We start from the raw sequence: 14035 nt of genomic DNA, 5'->3' as shown, positions 1-14035 counted from the left end.
GCCGGAAGGTGGCGAATCGCCCTCCATTGGGCGATGCACCATCTCCGCTATTCCGGCCTGCCTTTCGAGGAGCAACGCGCGGCGTTCCTCGAAATCGTGGCGGCGGACCCGCTGCTGGCCAAAACGCTGGCGCGAATGCGTGAACTGGCGTTGCCGGACTGGCTGGTGGTTTCCGGCGCGCTCTACAACAGCATCTGGAACCATCTCACCGGCAGGCCCTCAGGCTACGGCATCAAGGATGTCGATCTGTTCTATTTCGACGGCACCGATCTCTCCTACGAGGCCGAGGACGCGGTGATCCGCCGGGCGGCGCAGCATTTCGAAGGACTGACGCTGCCGGTGGAGGTGCGAAATCAGGCACGCGTGCACCTGTGGTATCCGGCCAAGTTCGGGCAGGCATGCCCGCGCTACACGAGCGCGAGTGAATCGGTCGGCTATTTCGCGTCGAAGACGCATGCGGTTGGGGTGCGGTACGATGCCGAGGGATGCCTAGATTTGGTGGCGCCGTTCGGGCTCGATGACATTTTTTCGTTCCGCATCACGCCGAACCGGGTGCTGGACAACCAGCGGACGCATGAGGCGAAGGGGAGGAGGGCGCGAGAGAACTGGCCGGAGATCAGCGTCGTGCCTTGGTAGGTCAGCGCGAGGCGCCCCCCTCTGTCCTGCCGGACAGAGGGGGGCGCTGTCCCGCCAGCGTCTCAAAGCAAACTGAAATGTCTAACCATTCACCAGCGCCAGCAGCTCTTCGGTATAGCGCTTGCCGACGACCTTGTCGGGCGACAGCGCGTCGCCGATGGCCGCGACCTCCGCGGCGCTCAGCTTGATCCCGGCCGCTGCCGTGTTCTGCTCCAAATGGCGGATCTTGCGCGCGCCGGGGATCGGCACGATGAAATCGCCCTGGTGCAGCACCCAAGCGAGCGCCAGTTGCGCCGCTGTCACGCCCTTTTCCATCGCCAACTTTTCCAGCACGGCAATGACGGCATTGTTGGCTTCCATGGCTTCGGCCTGGAAGCGCGGCAGGCCGAGGCGCCAGTCGCCGGCGCCGAGCGTATCGCGCTTGGCGATGGTGCCGGTGAGCAGGCCGCGGCCGAGCGGACTGTAGGGGACAAAGCCGATGCCGAGCTCGCGGCAAACGGCAAAGACCTCGTCCTCGGGATCGCGGCTCCACAGCGAATACTCGCTCTGCACGGCGGCGATCGGGTGCACGGCATGCGCCCGGCGCAGCGTGGCGCCGCTCACTTCCGACAGGCCGAGCGCCCGCACCTTGCCCTCGCGCACCAGTTCGGCCATGGCGCCGACCGTGTCCTCGATCGGCACGTTCGGGTCGACACGGTGCTGGTAATAGAGGTCGATGACGTCTGTGTTCAAGCGCTTCAGTGAGGATTCGGCCACCGCCTTGACGTGCTCGGGGCGGCTGTCGACGCCGATCATCCGGTCGGTGCCTGAGCCTTGCTCGGCGATCTTGAAGCCGAACTTGGTGGCGATCGTCACCTTCTCACGCACCGGCTTCAGCGCCTTGCCGAGCAGGATCTCGTTCTCGTAAGGGCCATAGACTTCGGCCGTGTCGAAGAAGGTGACGCCGATCTCGACGGCGCGGCGCAGCGTGGCGATGGCTTCCGCCTCCGGCTGTCCGCCATAGACAAAGCTCATGCCCATGCAGCCGAGGCCGACGGGGAAGACTTCGAGTTCAGTTCCTAATTTGCGGGTTTGCATGGCGCATCTCCTTGTTGCGATAGGGCAGAGAGATAGCGCCTCGCAGTGCGTTCGATAATTCTGTCTCTTTTGCACGGCTTGCTCTATTAAATAGAACAATGAATCGAACGAACCTCTCCCAACTTGCTGTGCTTGCCACGGTCGCCCAATGCGCCAGCTTCCGCGGCGCTGCCCGCGAGCTCGGCATCGCGCCGTCGGCGGTCAGCCATGCGGTGGCGAGCCTGGAGGCGCGGCTCGGCGTGCGGCTTCTGGCGCGCAGCACGCGCAGTGTCGCCCCGACCGAGGAAGGCGCGCGGCTGTTGGAGCGCCTGCGGCCGGCACTGTCCGAGATCGACCTGGCGCTGGAAACGGCGGTCGAGGCGCGCGACCGCCCGGCCGGCAATCTCAGGCTCAGCGTGCCGCGCACCGCCGCGCATCTGGTGCTGACGCCGCGGCTCGCTGCCTTCACGGCCGCCTATCCCGAGATCGTGCTGGAGGTCGTCATCGAGGACCGCTTCACCGATGTGGTGGAGGGTGGGTTCGACGCCGGTGTCAGGCTGGACGAAAGCCTGCAGCGCGACATGATCGCGGCGCGCATCGGACCGAACATCCGCGGCGCGTTGGTCGGCGCGCCCTCCTACTTCGCGACCATGCCCAAACCGCGTCATCCGCGCGATCTCGCCGATCACCGCTGCATCCGCTTCCGCTTCTCCAGCGGCATCCTCTACCGCTGGGAGTTCGAGAAGGACGGCGAGGAAATCGAGATCGCAGCACAAGGGCCGCTGATCCTCGACGAGGACCATCTGATCGCCCAGGCCGCGATCGACGGCGCCGGGCTCGCCTTCGTCTTCGAGGACTATGTGAAGGCGCCGCTCGCCGATGGCCGGCTGATCCGCGTGCTGGAGGACTGGTGCCCCGCCTTCGACGGCTTCTTCGTCTACTACCCAAGCCGCCGCCAGATGCGGCCGGCGTTGCGGGCCTTCGTCGATTTCTTCAAGGTGAGCGGGTAAGACTCCATCCTCCCCCTTGTGGGGAGGGCTGGAAGAAAGGTGATTTCAGCGACGTTTTTCGACCATGCAATCGTCCATCAACAACACCGCCACCCGCTATGGCTGGGCGATGATCATCCTTCACTGGCTGATCGGCATCATCTTCATCGGCCAGTTCGTGCTCGGCTTCGTGATGATGCGGATCGACAGCCAGCGGACGTCCTTCGAGCTGATCCAGCTGCATAAGTCCTTCGGCTTCCTGCTGCTTGGGCTGGTCATCCTGCGCATCGCCTGGCGTGTCGGCGATGCGGCGCCAGCACTCCCGCCTTCGGTGGGAACATTGGAGCGCAAGGCAGCGCCGCTGGCGCATTTCGCGCTTTACGCCTTCCAGGTTGCGCTGCCGCTCTCCGGCTGGGCGCTGGTCTCGGTCTCGACGCTGGAAATCCCGACGATGCCGTTCAACCAGTTCGTCATGCCCGACCTGCCGCTCGCCCAATCCGACGCCGCGGAAAGCTTCTGGTCGGCCGCGCATTGGTATCTTGCCTATGCCGGCATCGCGCTGGTCGCGTTGCATATCCTTGCTGCGATGCGCCACCATTTCCTGCTGCGCGACAGCGTGCTCACGCGCATGATCACGCCTTCGTCTGCCCGGGAATAGAGCGGGCCGCCCGTTCGTTGGTGGCGGGAAGACAGCAATGCGCTGGTTCAGGATAGGAAAGATGTCGATGCATGCGCGCATCCTCGGATTGGCGGCCTTTGCCGCTTGCCTTGCCGCGCCGGTTTGCGCCGCGGTGGCGCTCAGTGACGCCGCCGGCAGCTACACGATCAGCCCGGCGGGCTCCTCGATCCGCTTCACCATCGGCAAGGCCGGCGGTGGCGGCTTCGGCGGCGCCTTCGGCCGCTTCAAGGGCACGATCCGCATCGACAATGCCGATGTCGGGCGCTCGAAGGTCAACCTCACCATCTTTCCGGAAAGCGTCGGCACCGGCCAGGGCCGCATCGATGCTTTCCTGCGTTCCGACGCCGTCTTCGACAGCGCCAACAATCCGGAGATCCAATTCCGCTCGACAAACGTGACCCGCACCGGCGAGACCACCGCCGTGGTCACCGGCCGGCTGACGGCGCGCGGCAAGACGTTTTCGGAAAAGTTCACGGCCGAGCTCGATGGGCTGAAGTCAGGAACCATCAAGTTCCATGTCACCGGCAAGGTGCTCAGATCGCGCTACGGCATGGATGTCGGCACGCCGATTTATTCCAACGTCGTCGACTTCGACATGACCCTGACGGGGAGAAGGGGTTAGCTCTGGTCGCGCATCCTCGGGTTCGTCATCCTAGGGCGGAGCAAGGAGCGAAGCGACGCGCGCAGACCCTAGGATCCATGCCGTGACGCTAAAGCGTTGCAAGGGTTACAGAATTCTGCATCCCTGCACTTTACGTCATAGGTCACGGAATGGATCCTCGGGTCAAGCCCGAGGATGACGAAGGCGCTTTGTGGCCCGCGTCTGCGATTGGCTTTTCTCCGGAATTGGGGCACACCTCCATCGACGTAACCGACATGGAGAAGCATGATGTTCCGATGGGGTGTTCTGTCGACGGCCAAGATCGGCCGCGAGCAGCTTTTGCCGGCGATCGTAGATTCGGAGAACGGCGTGCTGTCGGCGATCGCCAGCCGCGACCTGTCGAAGGCCAAGGCATTGGGCGAGCGTTTCGGCGCGCCGCATGCCTTCGGCTCCTATGAGGAACTGCTCGCTTCCAAGGAGGTCGACGGCGTGTATATCCCGCTGCCGACCTCGCAGCATGTCGAATGGACGGCAAAGGCAATCGAGGCGGGAAAACATGTGCTGGTCGAGAAGCCGCTTGCGCTCGACGCCAAGGACATCCCGCCGCTGATCAAGCTGCGCGCCGAGAAGAAGGTGCTGGTCTGCGAGGCCTTCATGGTCGTCTACCACCCGCAATGGATCAAGGTGCGCGACCTGATCGCCAGCGGCGCGATCGGCCGCCTGCGCCACGTGCAGGGCGCGTTTTCCTACTACAATGTCGATCCCACCAACATGCGCAACCAGCTCGATCTCGGCGGCGGCGCGCTGCCCGACATCGGCGTCTATCCGACCGTGTCGACGCGCTTCTCGACCGGCAAGGAACCGGTCCGCGTGCAAGCCACCATCGAGCGCGACAAGACCTTCGGCACCGACATCTATTCCTCGATCCGTGCCGATTTCGGCGACTTCGAACTGTCCTTCTACCTGTCGACGCAGATGGCGGCGCGGCAGGTGATGGTGTTCCATGGCGAGAAGGGTTTCATCGAGGTCTTTGGCCCGTTCAATGCCGGGCTCTACGACCACCACCGCATCGAATTGCACAACCAGAACCACACCGAAGCGCAGGTGTTCCGCTTCCCAGGCACCCAGCAGTACCGGCTGGAATGCGAGGCCTTCGTACGCGCGGCCCAGGGCGGCAAGGACCGTGTCTTCACGCTGGAGGAATCGGTCCTCAACCAGAAGGTCATCGACGCCATCTTCCGCGCCGGCGACAAGAACGGCTGGGAGCCCGTCTGACAGGCCGTCGGAAGGGCGCTGGGGGAAACGAAGATGGCTGACGACGCGGATGTCATCATTGTCGGCGCGGGGCTGGCAGGCCTCGTCGCCGCGGCAGAACTTGCCGATGCCGGCAAGAAAATCATCATCGTCGACCAGGAGCCCGAGCAATCGCTGGGCGGCCAGGCCTTCTGGTCGTTCGGCGGGCTTTTCCTGGTCGACTCGCCCGAGCAGCGGCGCATGCGCATCCGCGATTCCCACGACCTCGCGCTCGCAGACTGGATGGGCACCGCCGCCTTCGACCGCGCTGAGGATTTTTGGCCGCGCAAATGGGCTGAAGCCTATCTCGGCTTCGCCGCCGGCGAGAAGCGCTCCTGGCTGATCGAGCGCGGGTTGAAATTCTTCCCCGTCGTCGGCTGGGCCGAGCGCGGCGGCGGCAATGCCAGCGGCCACGGCAATTCGGTGCCGCGCTTCCACATCACCTGGGGCACCGGGCCCGGCGTGCTGGAGCCCTTCGTGCTGCGCGTGCGCGAGGCGCAGAAGCGTGGGCTCGTCGAGTTCAAGTTCCGCTACCGGGTCAACGAGATCACGCGGACCGGGAAGACGGTGACCGGGGTGCGCGGCGACGTGCTGGAGCCAAGCACGGTCGAGCGTGGACGCAAGAGCTCGCGCAACGTGGCCGGGGATTTCGAGCTCCACGCCCAGGTCGTGATCGTCGCTTCCGGCGGCATCGGCGGCAACCACGAGCTGGTGCGTACGAATTGGCCGCAGCGTCTCGGCGCGCCGCCGAAGCGCATGATCACCGGCGTGCCGGACCATGTCGACGGCCGCATGCTGGCAATTGCCGAAGCAGCGGGCGGGAGGGTCATCAACCGCGACCGCATGTGGCACTATGTCGAGGGCATCAAGAATTGGGCGCCGGTCTGGACCGATCACGCCATACGTATCCTGCCGGGTCCCTCTTCGCTATGGCTCGACGCGCGCGGCAGACGGCTGCCGGTGCCGCTTTTCCCAGGCTTCGACACTTTAGCCACGCTCAGCCATATCATGAGCACCGGCTTCGATTATTCGTGGTTCATCCTGACGAAGAAGATCATCCAGAAGGAGTTCGCGCTGTCGGGCTCGGAGCAGAATCCGGACCTCACCGGCAAGAGCTGGCGGCAGGTGCTTGGCCGCGCCACGTCGGGCATTCCCGGCCCGGTGAAAGCCTTCATGGAAAAGGGCGAAGATTTCATCGTCGAGGCCAACCTTTCGAAGCTGGTGGCGCGGATGAACGGGCTGGCCGGCGAGCCGCTGCTCGATGTGGCGCAGGTCGAACGCGAGATCCGCGCCCGCGACATGCAGCTCGACAACCCGTTCTCCAAGGATGCGCAGGTCACCGCGCTGCGCGGCGCGCGCGCCTATCTCGGCGACAGGCTGATCCGCACCGCAAAGCCGCACAAGATGCTCGATCCGGCGAACGGTCCGTTGATTGCGGTCCGCCTCAACATCCTCACCCGCAAGACGCTGGGCGGCCTGCAGACCGATCTCGACAGCCGCGTGCTCAACGCGGAGGGCGAGCCGGTGCCTGGTCTCTACGCGGTGGGCGAGGTCGCCGGCTTCGGCGGCGGCGGCGTGCACGGCTATGCGGCGCTCGAAGGCACGTTCCTCGGCGGCTGCATCTTTTCCGGCCGCAGCGCCGGAAGGGCGGCGACGAAAGCGGTCGGCTGAGCGATCGAACGGTGTTGCCACAAGCTCGTGAGGCCTGCCCACCTTGTATGCTGCGGCCTCATTCCGGGGATTGATGGTGTTTGAAGTCGATGCCGGAAAGGGCGTTGACGATGCACGGAGACCTCATACCAAGCGGCCTCCGGCAAGTTTGGCCTCTTCCCCAAGCAGGATGGCCCGTACAACGGGTACCCACGCGCTTTAACGGATGCTAATATTCTCCGTTCCTCGGGAAGGTCGCAATGTCCAAGGTTTGTTTGTTGTGCGCGTGCCTTCTTTTGCTGGCCGGCTTGTCGACACCGGCCTCCTCTGAGACCCAGATCGGTCAACGCAGCCATAGATATGCGCTCGTAATCGGTAACTCGGCCTACCGTTTTGCATCATCGCTTCCCAACGGGGTAAATGATGCGAATGCCATCTCCCGAGTTTTGCAAGAGACGGGCTTCGACGTCACCCTTGGATTGGATACTGACGCATCAACGCTCAGGGAACTCATCGGAAAATTCAGGCGAAACTTGCGGCCGGGTGACGTCTCGCTTTTTTACTTCGCCGGACACGGGCTCCAAGCGAACGGGGAGAACTACCTATTGCCCGTTGACGCCGCCCTTCAACGTCCGGCCGACTTGGCTCTGGAGGCTGAGCGCCTGCAAGACATCATCGCCGCCATGACGGCCGAGGAAAATATCGCAATCGTCCTTCTCGATGCCTGTCGGGACAATCCTTTCGTTAAACAATTGAGTGGACCGGGTCAAAGTCGCGGCCTTGCCATAGGAAAGGGGCTGGGAGCCTTGGATGCTGGCAGGGGAGTCTTTATCGGCTTTGCAACACAACCCGGCAACGTGGCTCTCGATGGAGCCGTCAATCATAGTCCGTTTGCAGACTCTCTTGTGAAGCGGATAAAGACTCCTTCGATCGACATTGAAATTCTCATGCGTCGCGTCCGGTTGGACGTCATGAACGCGACTTCTGGGAAGCAGGTTCCCTGGAGCAACTCGTCCCTGGTGGAGCCGGGATTCTCATTCAACCCAGATGCCGCGTCTAGTCCGTCTTCGGCAGACGCCTATCAGCCAGACACCAACGCGGCGGCAGAGCTTGAATTCTGGAAATCAATCAAGGATACATCCGATGTCTCGATGTATCGTGCTTATCTAGCGGCATTTCCGAATGGTGCATTCGTCGAAATTGCAAAGAGCCGAATTGCCAAGTTCCAAGCACCTACGCCGCCACGCAAAAAGATCCTGCCGAAGAAAGTCAGTCGCAAGCCGCAAGTGTCGTTGCCTATCGATGAACCTTCCAATCGTTCGGCAAAAACGAGCGCACCAGCTAAACCGGAATCCGTGGGCCGATGCAGGGATGGCAACAAGGAGAGGTGTCGCCAGAGATGCCGTGAAGGCGCAAGGCGTGCCTGTCGCAAGCTGCAACAGCTAGGGGGTTAGTAACGCCGATGACTGCCTTGCGCGGCGGACTTAGCCCGCGCCGCCGACTGCGGCTGGAGACGAGCAAGGGTGCATGAAAAAATGCAGAACTCAAGAACGCGCCGGGCACCACTGCCGACCCGATCAGGATCGTGGATTAATACGCCACGTGAACCTCGCCGCGTGAGCGTAGGCAGCCAGCGACTGCTTCGGCCGGCGAGGCAAATGCGCGGGAGTTCAGTTTGATTAACTGGCGCACCGGAGAGGATGAAACTGGGAACTCGTATGTCATTGTGGTTACTTCAGATTCCTGACGGGAACGTCCGCTTTGCGCCACCATTTTTCGCCATTCAGACCACCGTTGCAGCTTCCCGAGAGCTGACGGTCTGCCTAAGCCGGCACTAAGGCCCCGAACGGGGTGGTAGCGGTTACGCCGGTCACAGGTCCTGGAACACCGCCCAAGGCGTAGAGGTTTGGACTGAGCTGCTGCCGGTTCGGTGGACGAGGTTAGGCTAGGTTATCCGCCCGCGTGGTCATTGCCACCGTGCGCGGCGATGAACATGGCGACGGCCGACCGGCAATAGGATTCGATCTCGTTGTCGTCCTCTGCTCTCGCCTCATCGAAGCGTGCGATAATCAGGAGATCGGAGCCTTTGAAAAGCGCGGCAAACAAACGGGCGGACCGGAGAGGATCGGGCACGTTCAGAACCGCCTTCGCGTGCAACTGACGCAACAGGGCCTCGATTTGGGCGATGATATGGGCGGGGCCGGCTTCGTAATGGAGCTTGCTCAACGACTTTTGACTCGTCATGTCGGCCATGACCATGGCTTCGACATTGCGGACGTCCGGGCGCAACAGCGTGCGAAGCAGTGATGATCCCACCGCCATGAGCTGATCTTCGGCCGAACCGTCGACGCCTTCAAAAAGGGCCTGTGGTATTAACTGATTGCAGCGGGCCGCAAACGCCGCGCCAAACAGCGTCTCCTTGTTCTCGAAGTGCCGATAGATGCTGAGCTTGGATATCTTCGCTCGCTGGGCGACCTTGTCCAATGTCGTCGCTTGAAAACCCAGTTCCGCAAAAAGTTCGCCCGCGGTGTCGACGATCGTTTGGCCAAGCGCCTCGTTGGCGGGCCGGCCGCGCCGGCCTCGGCTATTTTCGGTCACGACAATTCCAGTCCTTGACAGTATCCTAATTCCTGAATTACGATACCATACAGTTTCTTAAATGCGCAAGCCATTGGGGAGGTTTCAACCATGTCCTCCAAATCCGGGCCGCCCGGCGATATCGAATGCGGCATCGTCCGGTCGATCAACGCAGTGATGGGCGACTCGCTGGACGATATTGCGCGCCAGGCCCAACCCAACCCCCTCCAACCACAACACGGAGCCCATCACCATGGATGACGTCATCATCATCGGCGGCAGCTTTGCCGGTCTCGCTGGCGCCCTGCAGCTCGGCCGTGCCCGCCGCAAAGTCACCGTTCTCGATACCGGCCTGCCGCGCAATCGCTTCGCCGGCCACTCGCATGGTCTGCTCGGCCACGATCACAAGCCACCGCTGGACATCCTGGCTGAGGCGCGGCAGCAGCTGGCCCGCTATCCCACGGTCAAGCTGGTCAATGCCCGGGCCGAAAGCGTCTCCGGCGCCATCGACGATTTCTCAGTCGTCACTGATGATGGCGAAACCCTTAGGGCGCGCCGTCTGATCCTGAGCTATGGCGTCATCGACCAGATGCCTGATGTGCCGGGCTTTGCCGAAGGCTGGGGCACGTCCATCGTGCCCTGCCCCTATTGCGACGGCTTTGAAGTCGCCGGCCAGCATTGGGGCCTCGTCTGGTCCGGCCGGCAGTCGCACAATCAGGTCAGGCTGTTCCACGATTGGACCGACAGGTTGACGGTGTTCGCCGATGGTCATGACATTCCGCCCGATATCCGGGCCGATCTGGCGCGCCGCAACACACCTGTCGTCGATGGCCGGATCATCGAGATCGCCCATCACGGGGGCCATAACGCCACCGTCAAGCTCGATACCGGCCCGAATGTCGCGGTCGACATCCTGTTCGCGCATCCGCGCAACAAACCGTCCGCAAGCCTGCATCAATCACTGGGCCTCGCCACGGTCGATACGCCCGTCGGCATCATCCTCAAGGTCGACGAGCGCCGCGAAACCAGCATGCCCGGCATCTACGCCGCCGGCGACCTCGCCAACCCCCTCACGCCGCCATCGGTTACCCTGGCATCATCGCACGGCGCGATGGCAGGTATCTTCGCCCAGCAGTCCATGCTGGTTTGAGAGCAGAGATTGGAGAGGAGCATGGCCGTCGAACCGGACAGCGCGGGTGTGCGCTCTCCCTCCGCCTTTGGTCTATCTGGGAGCGCTGCTGTTGGGGCTGGCGGCGGAGCGGTTCGTCACCCTGCGCTCTTTCGACATCGACTGGCGGTTGCTGGTCGCGACGGGCGCGCTGCTGTTCGTTGCCGGCGCGGCGATGATGCTTGCGGCGGCGGGGCTGTTCCGGCGGCTGGGCACCAACGTTCCGCCGTCGCAGCCAACGACCCTCATCGCAACGACCGGTCCTTATCGGTGGACCCGCAATCCCATGTATCTCGGCATGGCGCTTATCTATGCCGGCCTTGCGATCGGCTTCGACGGGCCGATCGCCTTCGCGTTGCTCCCATTGGTGCTGATCGCGATCCAGACGCAGGTGATCGACCGCGAGGAGCGCTATCTCGAAGCGAAGTTCGGCGACGACTACCGCCGCTATAAGGCCGAGGTTCGCCGCTGGCTCTGACTGTTCCGCCGCTGCCGCCTGCGGGGCTTTCTGATAAACCAGCACCGGCTTCCTTGCCGCGAACTATCATATTCTGAAGGTTGCGGGCCGGTGTCATGGAAAACCGACTGGCCGGCTGACCCCGCAGTACACCCGGCGCCTGAGGAGACGCACAGATTTGGTCACCGCTTGCCGCCACAAATGAGCCGTCGACGCACTGCATGCCGACGTCTGCTTTCGAGAAGCGGTAACCAAGAGCGGAGAGACCGCCACCGGCCAACTCCGGTCATCGGACCGAAACGGACTGGAATGTGCGGAAAGGGTCTGGAAGCGGCCACCTTAGGAAGCCTGACGACGTCCGCACCACATTGGTATGTGCATTACAAAATGGCGCGCCCGAAGAGATTCGAACTCCTGACCCCCAGATTCGTAGTCTGGTGCTCTATCCAGCTGAGCTACGGGCGCGCATCAGGCCGTGTGAGACACAGGCCCCGCGATCCGGTCGAGACGCCGGCCGCGATGTGGAGTGTTCCCTAACGACTGAATTTCGGAAAAGCAAGCCGGCCCGGCAAAAGTTTTGTCGCAGGCGTTTACAGGATCACATTCCGACCGGGGTCTTTGCTTCGCGGAACTCCGAAGCGGGAACGTCTTCCCTGGCCTGCCACGGTCAAGCCGGGCGGCGCAGGCCGTTGCGGGCCTGATCGAGCCGCACCGGCTGGTCGGGGATGGTGACGGCGAAGACCGTGCGGCCGCCGATCGATTCGACCAGCTCCACCGTGCCGCCATGGGCGCGGATCAGCTCATGGGCGATCGCCAGGCCAAGGCCGGTGCCGCCGCTGCGCGCCGAGCCGCGGAAGGCGGCGAACAGGTTTTCGCGCGCCTTGGGCGGGAGGCCGGGGCCGGTGTCGCTGACGGTGATGCGGCTGACGCTGCCCAAGCGCTCGGCCGAGACGGCGAGCCGGCGCACCACCGCGCTCTCCGTGTCCGCCGCCATTGCCTGCACCGAGTTGCGGCACAGGTTGGTGAGCACGCGGAAGAGCTGGTCGGAATCGGCGTCGACTTCGAAGGTGAGCTCGACGGCATTGATGAATTCGATGCCCTCCTCGATGTCGAGCAGGCCGTGCACGTCGTCGACCAGCTGGCGCAGCCGCAAGCGGCGGCGCGACGGCGCCGGCTCCTGTGTGCGGCCATAGGCAAGCACGCCCTCCGAATAGGCGACGGCGCGGTCGAGCGCGCGCAACAGCTTCGGCGCGAAGGACTGCACGGTCGGATCCTTCACCTGGCGCAAGCGGTCCGACATAAGCTGCGCGGAAGCCAGGATGTTGCGCATGTCGTGGTTGATCTTGGACACGGCAAGCCCGAGGTTGGCGAGGTGCTTCTGCTCGGCGAGCATTTTTTGCAGCCGATCCTGCATCTGCGACAGCTCGCGCTCGGCGACGCCGATCTCGTCGGCACGCTCCGTCGGGCAAATTATGCGGCCGGGATCGTCGGGCGCCTCGGAGAAGGACAGGATCGAGCGCGTCATGGTGCGGATCGGGCCGATCATGATCAGATCGATCGCCGCATAGACGAGCATGGCGGTGAACAGCGAGATCAGCAGCGAGACGACGGCGACGTTGCGCGAATATCTGAGCATGGCGTTGCGCAGACTGTAGTCCGGCATGATCAGCTCGAATTCCTTGTCGCTATCGCCGACCGGGCCGAAGACGCGCAGCATGCGGTTGCCGCCGGCGAACAGCGTTTCCAGCGCGCCGGTCATGCCGTTGACCAGGCCGACATTGGCAATATCGATATGCTCGTCTACCTTCGGCGGCATGTCGGCCACGACAAGCAGCCGCGAGACGCCGCCGTCGCGCACCGCGATCGCCTTGGCGCCGATCGCCATCAGCACGTCGTTCTGGGCGGTGTGCGACAGGGAGTTGGGCTCGCCCTGCAGCAACACGATCGACACGGCGGCGGAGGTGCTCAGCCGCTCCTTCAGCCAGTTCACCCGGTAGCTGGCGATCCAGGGCAGGAAGATCAGGATTTCGGCGAGCAGCACGAAGACGATGGTGAGAAGCAGAAGCTTGGTCGACAGACCGCGCGACAGCGGCACCCGGCGCGGCGAGCTTGCCGCCGCGGGGCGTGGCTTTTCATCCGTTGACAGGACTTCACTTGTCATGACGCGGTTTTCACGAAGGCTTGATCGAGCAAGATTATGCGATTTGCGGCTTTTTTGCCAATTTCGCCGCCGGCCAGTGAAAAAATGCCTTTGGGCGGGCTGGATTGACTTCCAAAATCCTTCTTCCTATAAGCCCGCTCACGCTCGGGCCTTCCGTCCCGGCGCGGTTTCGATCGCGCCTATAACCGGCCCGGCAAAGCTCCTGTTACAGTGTGACAGAATCAAGAAGGGCCGCACGCCGCGGTATTAAAACAAATGAAGCGTACCTACCAACCGTCCAAACTCGTCCGCAAGCGCCGGCACGGTTTCCGTGCCCGCATGGCCACCAAGGGTGGCCGCGGCGTCGTCGCAGCCCGCCGCAACCGCGGCCGCAAGCGGCTCAGCGCCTGAACGAAAGACGAGATCGTTGCCCGCAACCGGCAAGCCAAAGGGGAAAACTCCCGGGCGGCTTCTGAAACGCGCGGATTTCATGGCTGTGCGCGGCGGCGAGAAGCGCCGCGGGCGGCTTTTTCTCGTCGAGGTTCTCGACCGGGGCGACGATTGTGCGCCACGCGTCGGCTACACCGTGACCAAGAAGGTCGGCAACGCCGTGGTGCGCAACCGCGTCCGGCGGCGGCTGAGAGAAGCCGTGCGAACGCATGCCGCCGATGACATGGCGCCCGGCAGTGACTATGTCATCGTCGGGCGCGAAGACGTGCTTGCCATTCCGTTCGGCCAGTTGAAGGCCGAGCTTTCCCGCCGGCTGCGCGGAACACGATAGGCCAAGGG

13 protein-coding genes, 1 tRNA gene and 1 pseudogene are annotated in these 14035 nt (G+C 63.4%); 11 read left to right on the top strand and 4 right to left on the bottom strand.

The window, feature by feature from the left end; all coding sequences use genetic code 11:
• Positions 1 to 33: 33 nt before the first annotated feature.
• Positions 34 to 636: a nucleotidyltransferase family protein gene (locus CK221_RS04475; protein WP_095776863.1), complete on the top strand. Its 603-nt coding sequence runs from the start codon at positions 34 to 36 to the stop codon at positions 634 to 636.
• A gap of 81 nt (positions 637 to 717) precedes the next feature.
• Here the strand turns inward: CK221_RS04475 and CK221_RS04470 are convergent, their stop codons facing one another.
• Positions 718 to 1713 carry an aldo/keto reductase gene (locus CK221_RS04470; protein ID WP_095776862.1) on the bottom strand — a complete coding sequence of 332 codons (996 nt, stop codon included), beginning with the start codon at positions 1711 to 1713 and terminating at the stop codon, positions 718 to 720.
• 98 nt (positions 1714 to 1811) lie between these two features.
• On the opposite strand from CK221_RS04470, the gene CK221_RS04465 reads away from it, so the two are divergent.
• From CK221_RS04465 to CK221_RS04440, 6 genes are all read left to right on the top strand, one after another.
• Positions 1812 to 2702: a LysR family transcriptional regulator gene (locus CK221_RS04465; RefSeq protein WP_095776861.1), complete on the top strand. Its 891-nt coding sequence runs from the start codon at positions 1812 to 1814 to the stop codon at positions 2700 to 2702.
• 64 nt (positions 2703 to 2766) lie between these two features.
• Positions 2767 to 3339 carry a cytochrome b gene (locus tag CK221_RS04460; protein ID WP_095776860.1) on the top strand — a complete coding sequence of 191 codons (573 nt, stop codon included), beginning with the start codon at positions 2767 to 2769 and terminating at the stop codon, positions 3337 to 3339.
• A gap of 67 nt (positions 3340 to 3406) precedes the next feature.
• Positions 3407 to 3982: a YceI family protein gene (locus CK221_RS04455; RefSeq protein ID WP_067003284.1), complete on the top strand. Its 576-nt coding sequence runs from the start codon at positions 3407 to 3409 to the stop codon at positions 3980 to 3982.
• A gap of 267 nt (positions 3983 to 4249) precedes the next feature.
• Positions 4250 to 5236 (top strand): Gfo/Idh/MocA family oxidoreductase, encoded by a 987-nt coding sequence (locus CK221_RS04450; RefSeq protein WP_095777084.1) that lies wholly within the window; start codon positions 4250 to 4252, stop codon positions 5234 to 5236.
• A gap of 33 nt (positions 5237 to 5269) precedes the next feature.
• Positions 5270 to 6925 (top strand): FAD-binding dehydrogenase, encoded by a 1656-nt coding sequence (locus tag CK221_RS04445; RefSeq protein WP_095776859.1) that lies wholly within the window; start codon positions 5270 to 5272, stop codon positions 6923 to 6925.
• Positions 6926 to 7164: 239 nt separating this feature from the next.
• Complete coding sequence (locus tag CK221_RS04440) at positions 7165 to 8358, top strand: caspase domain-containing protein (RefSeq protein WP_095776858.1); 1194 nt, start codon at positions 7165 to 7167, stop codon at positions 8356 to 8358.
• Positions 8359 to 8854: 496 nt separating this feature from the next.
• Here the strand turns inward: CK221_RS04440 and CK221_RS04435 are convergent, their stop codons facing one another.
• On the bottom strand, positions 8855 to 9502 hold the full coding sequence (locus tag CK221_RS04435; RefSeq protein WP_095776857.1) for a TetR/AcrR family transcriptional regulator: 648 nt from the start codon (positions 9500 to 9502) through the stop codon (positions 8855 to 8857).
• 232 nt (positions 9503 to 9734) lie between these two features.
• Between CK221_RS04435 and CK221_RS04430 the strand changes: the two genes are divergently transcribed.
• Both CK221_RS04430 and CK221_RS04425 read left to right on the top strand, forming a co-directional pair.
• The gene (locus tag CK221_RS04430) at positions 9735 to 10631 is read left to right on the top strand and encodes an NAD(P)/FAD-dependent oxidoreductase (protein ID WP_095776856.1); all 897 of its coding nucleotides are present in this window, start codon (positions 9735 to 9737) and stop codon (positions 10629 to 10631) included.
• Between the two features lie 21 nt (positions 10632 to 10652).
• Positions 10653 to 11127: pseudogene (locus CK221_RS04425) on the top strand (isoprenylcysteine carboxylmethyltransferase family protein).
• Between the two features lie 367 nt (positions 11128 to 11494).
• On the opposite strand, the gene CK221_RS04420 reads toward CK221_RS04425, so the two are convergent.
• Positions 11495 to 11571 (bottom strand) — tRNA-Arg (locus CK221_RS04420).
• Between the two features lie 202 nt (positions 11572 to 11773).
• Positions 11774 to 13267, bottom strand: a complete 1494-nt coding sequence (locus tag CK221_RS04415) for a HAMP domain-containing sensor histidine kinase (protein ID WP_067002984.1) — start codon at positions 13265 to 13267, stop codon at positions 11774 to 11776.
• A gap of 255 nt (positions 13268 to 13522) precedes the next feature.
• Here CK221_RS04415 and rpmH point away from each other — a divergent pair, with 255 nt between their 5' ends.
• Positions 13523 to 13657 (top strand): 50S ribosomal protein L34, encoded by a 135-nt coding sequence (rpmH, locus tag CK221_RS04410; RefSeq protein ID WP_008833937.1) that lies wholly within the window; start codon positions 13523 to 13525, stop codon positions 13655 to 13657.
• Between the two features lie 16 nt (positions 13658 to 13673).
• Complete coding sequence (gene rnpA, locus CK221_RS04405; protein ID WP_067323826.1) at positions 13674 to 14027, top strand: ribonuclease P protein component; 354 nt, start codon at positions 13674 to 13676, stop codon at positions 14025 to 14027.
• Positions 14028 to 14035: the final 8 nt, after the last annotated feature.

It is taken from the genome of Mesorhizobium sp. WSM3868, assembly GCF_002294785.1.
In the GTDB taxonomy this organism is placed as follows: domain Bacteria; phylum Pseudomonadota; class Alphaproteobacteria; order Rhizobiales; family Rhizobiaceae; genus Mesorhizobium.
The sequence above is the reverse complement of the archived record's forward strand: the minus strand, read 5'-3'. Positions and strand labels throughout refer to the sequence as shown.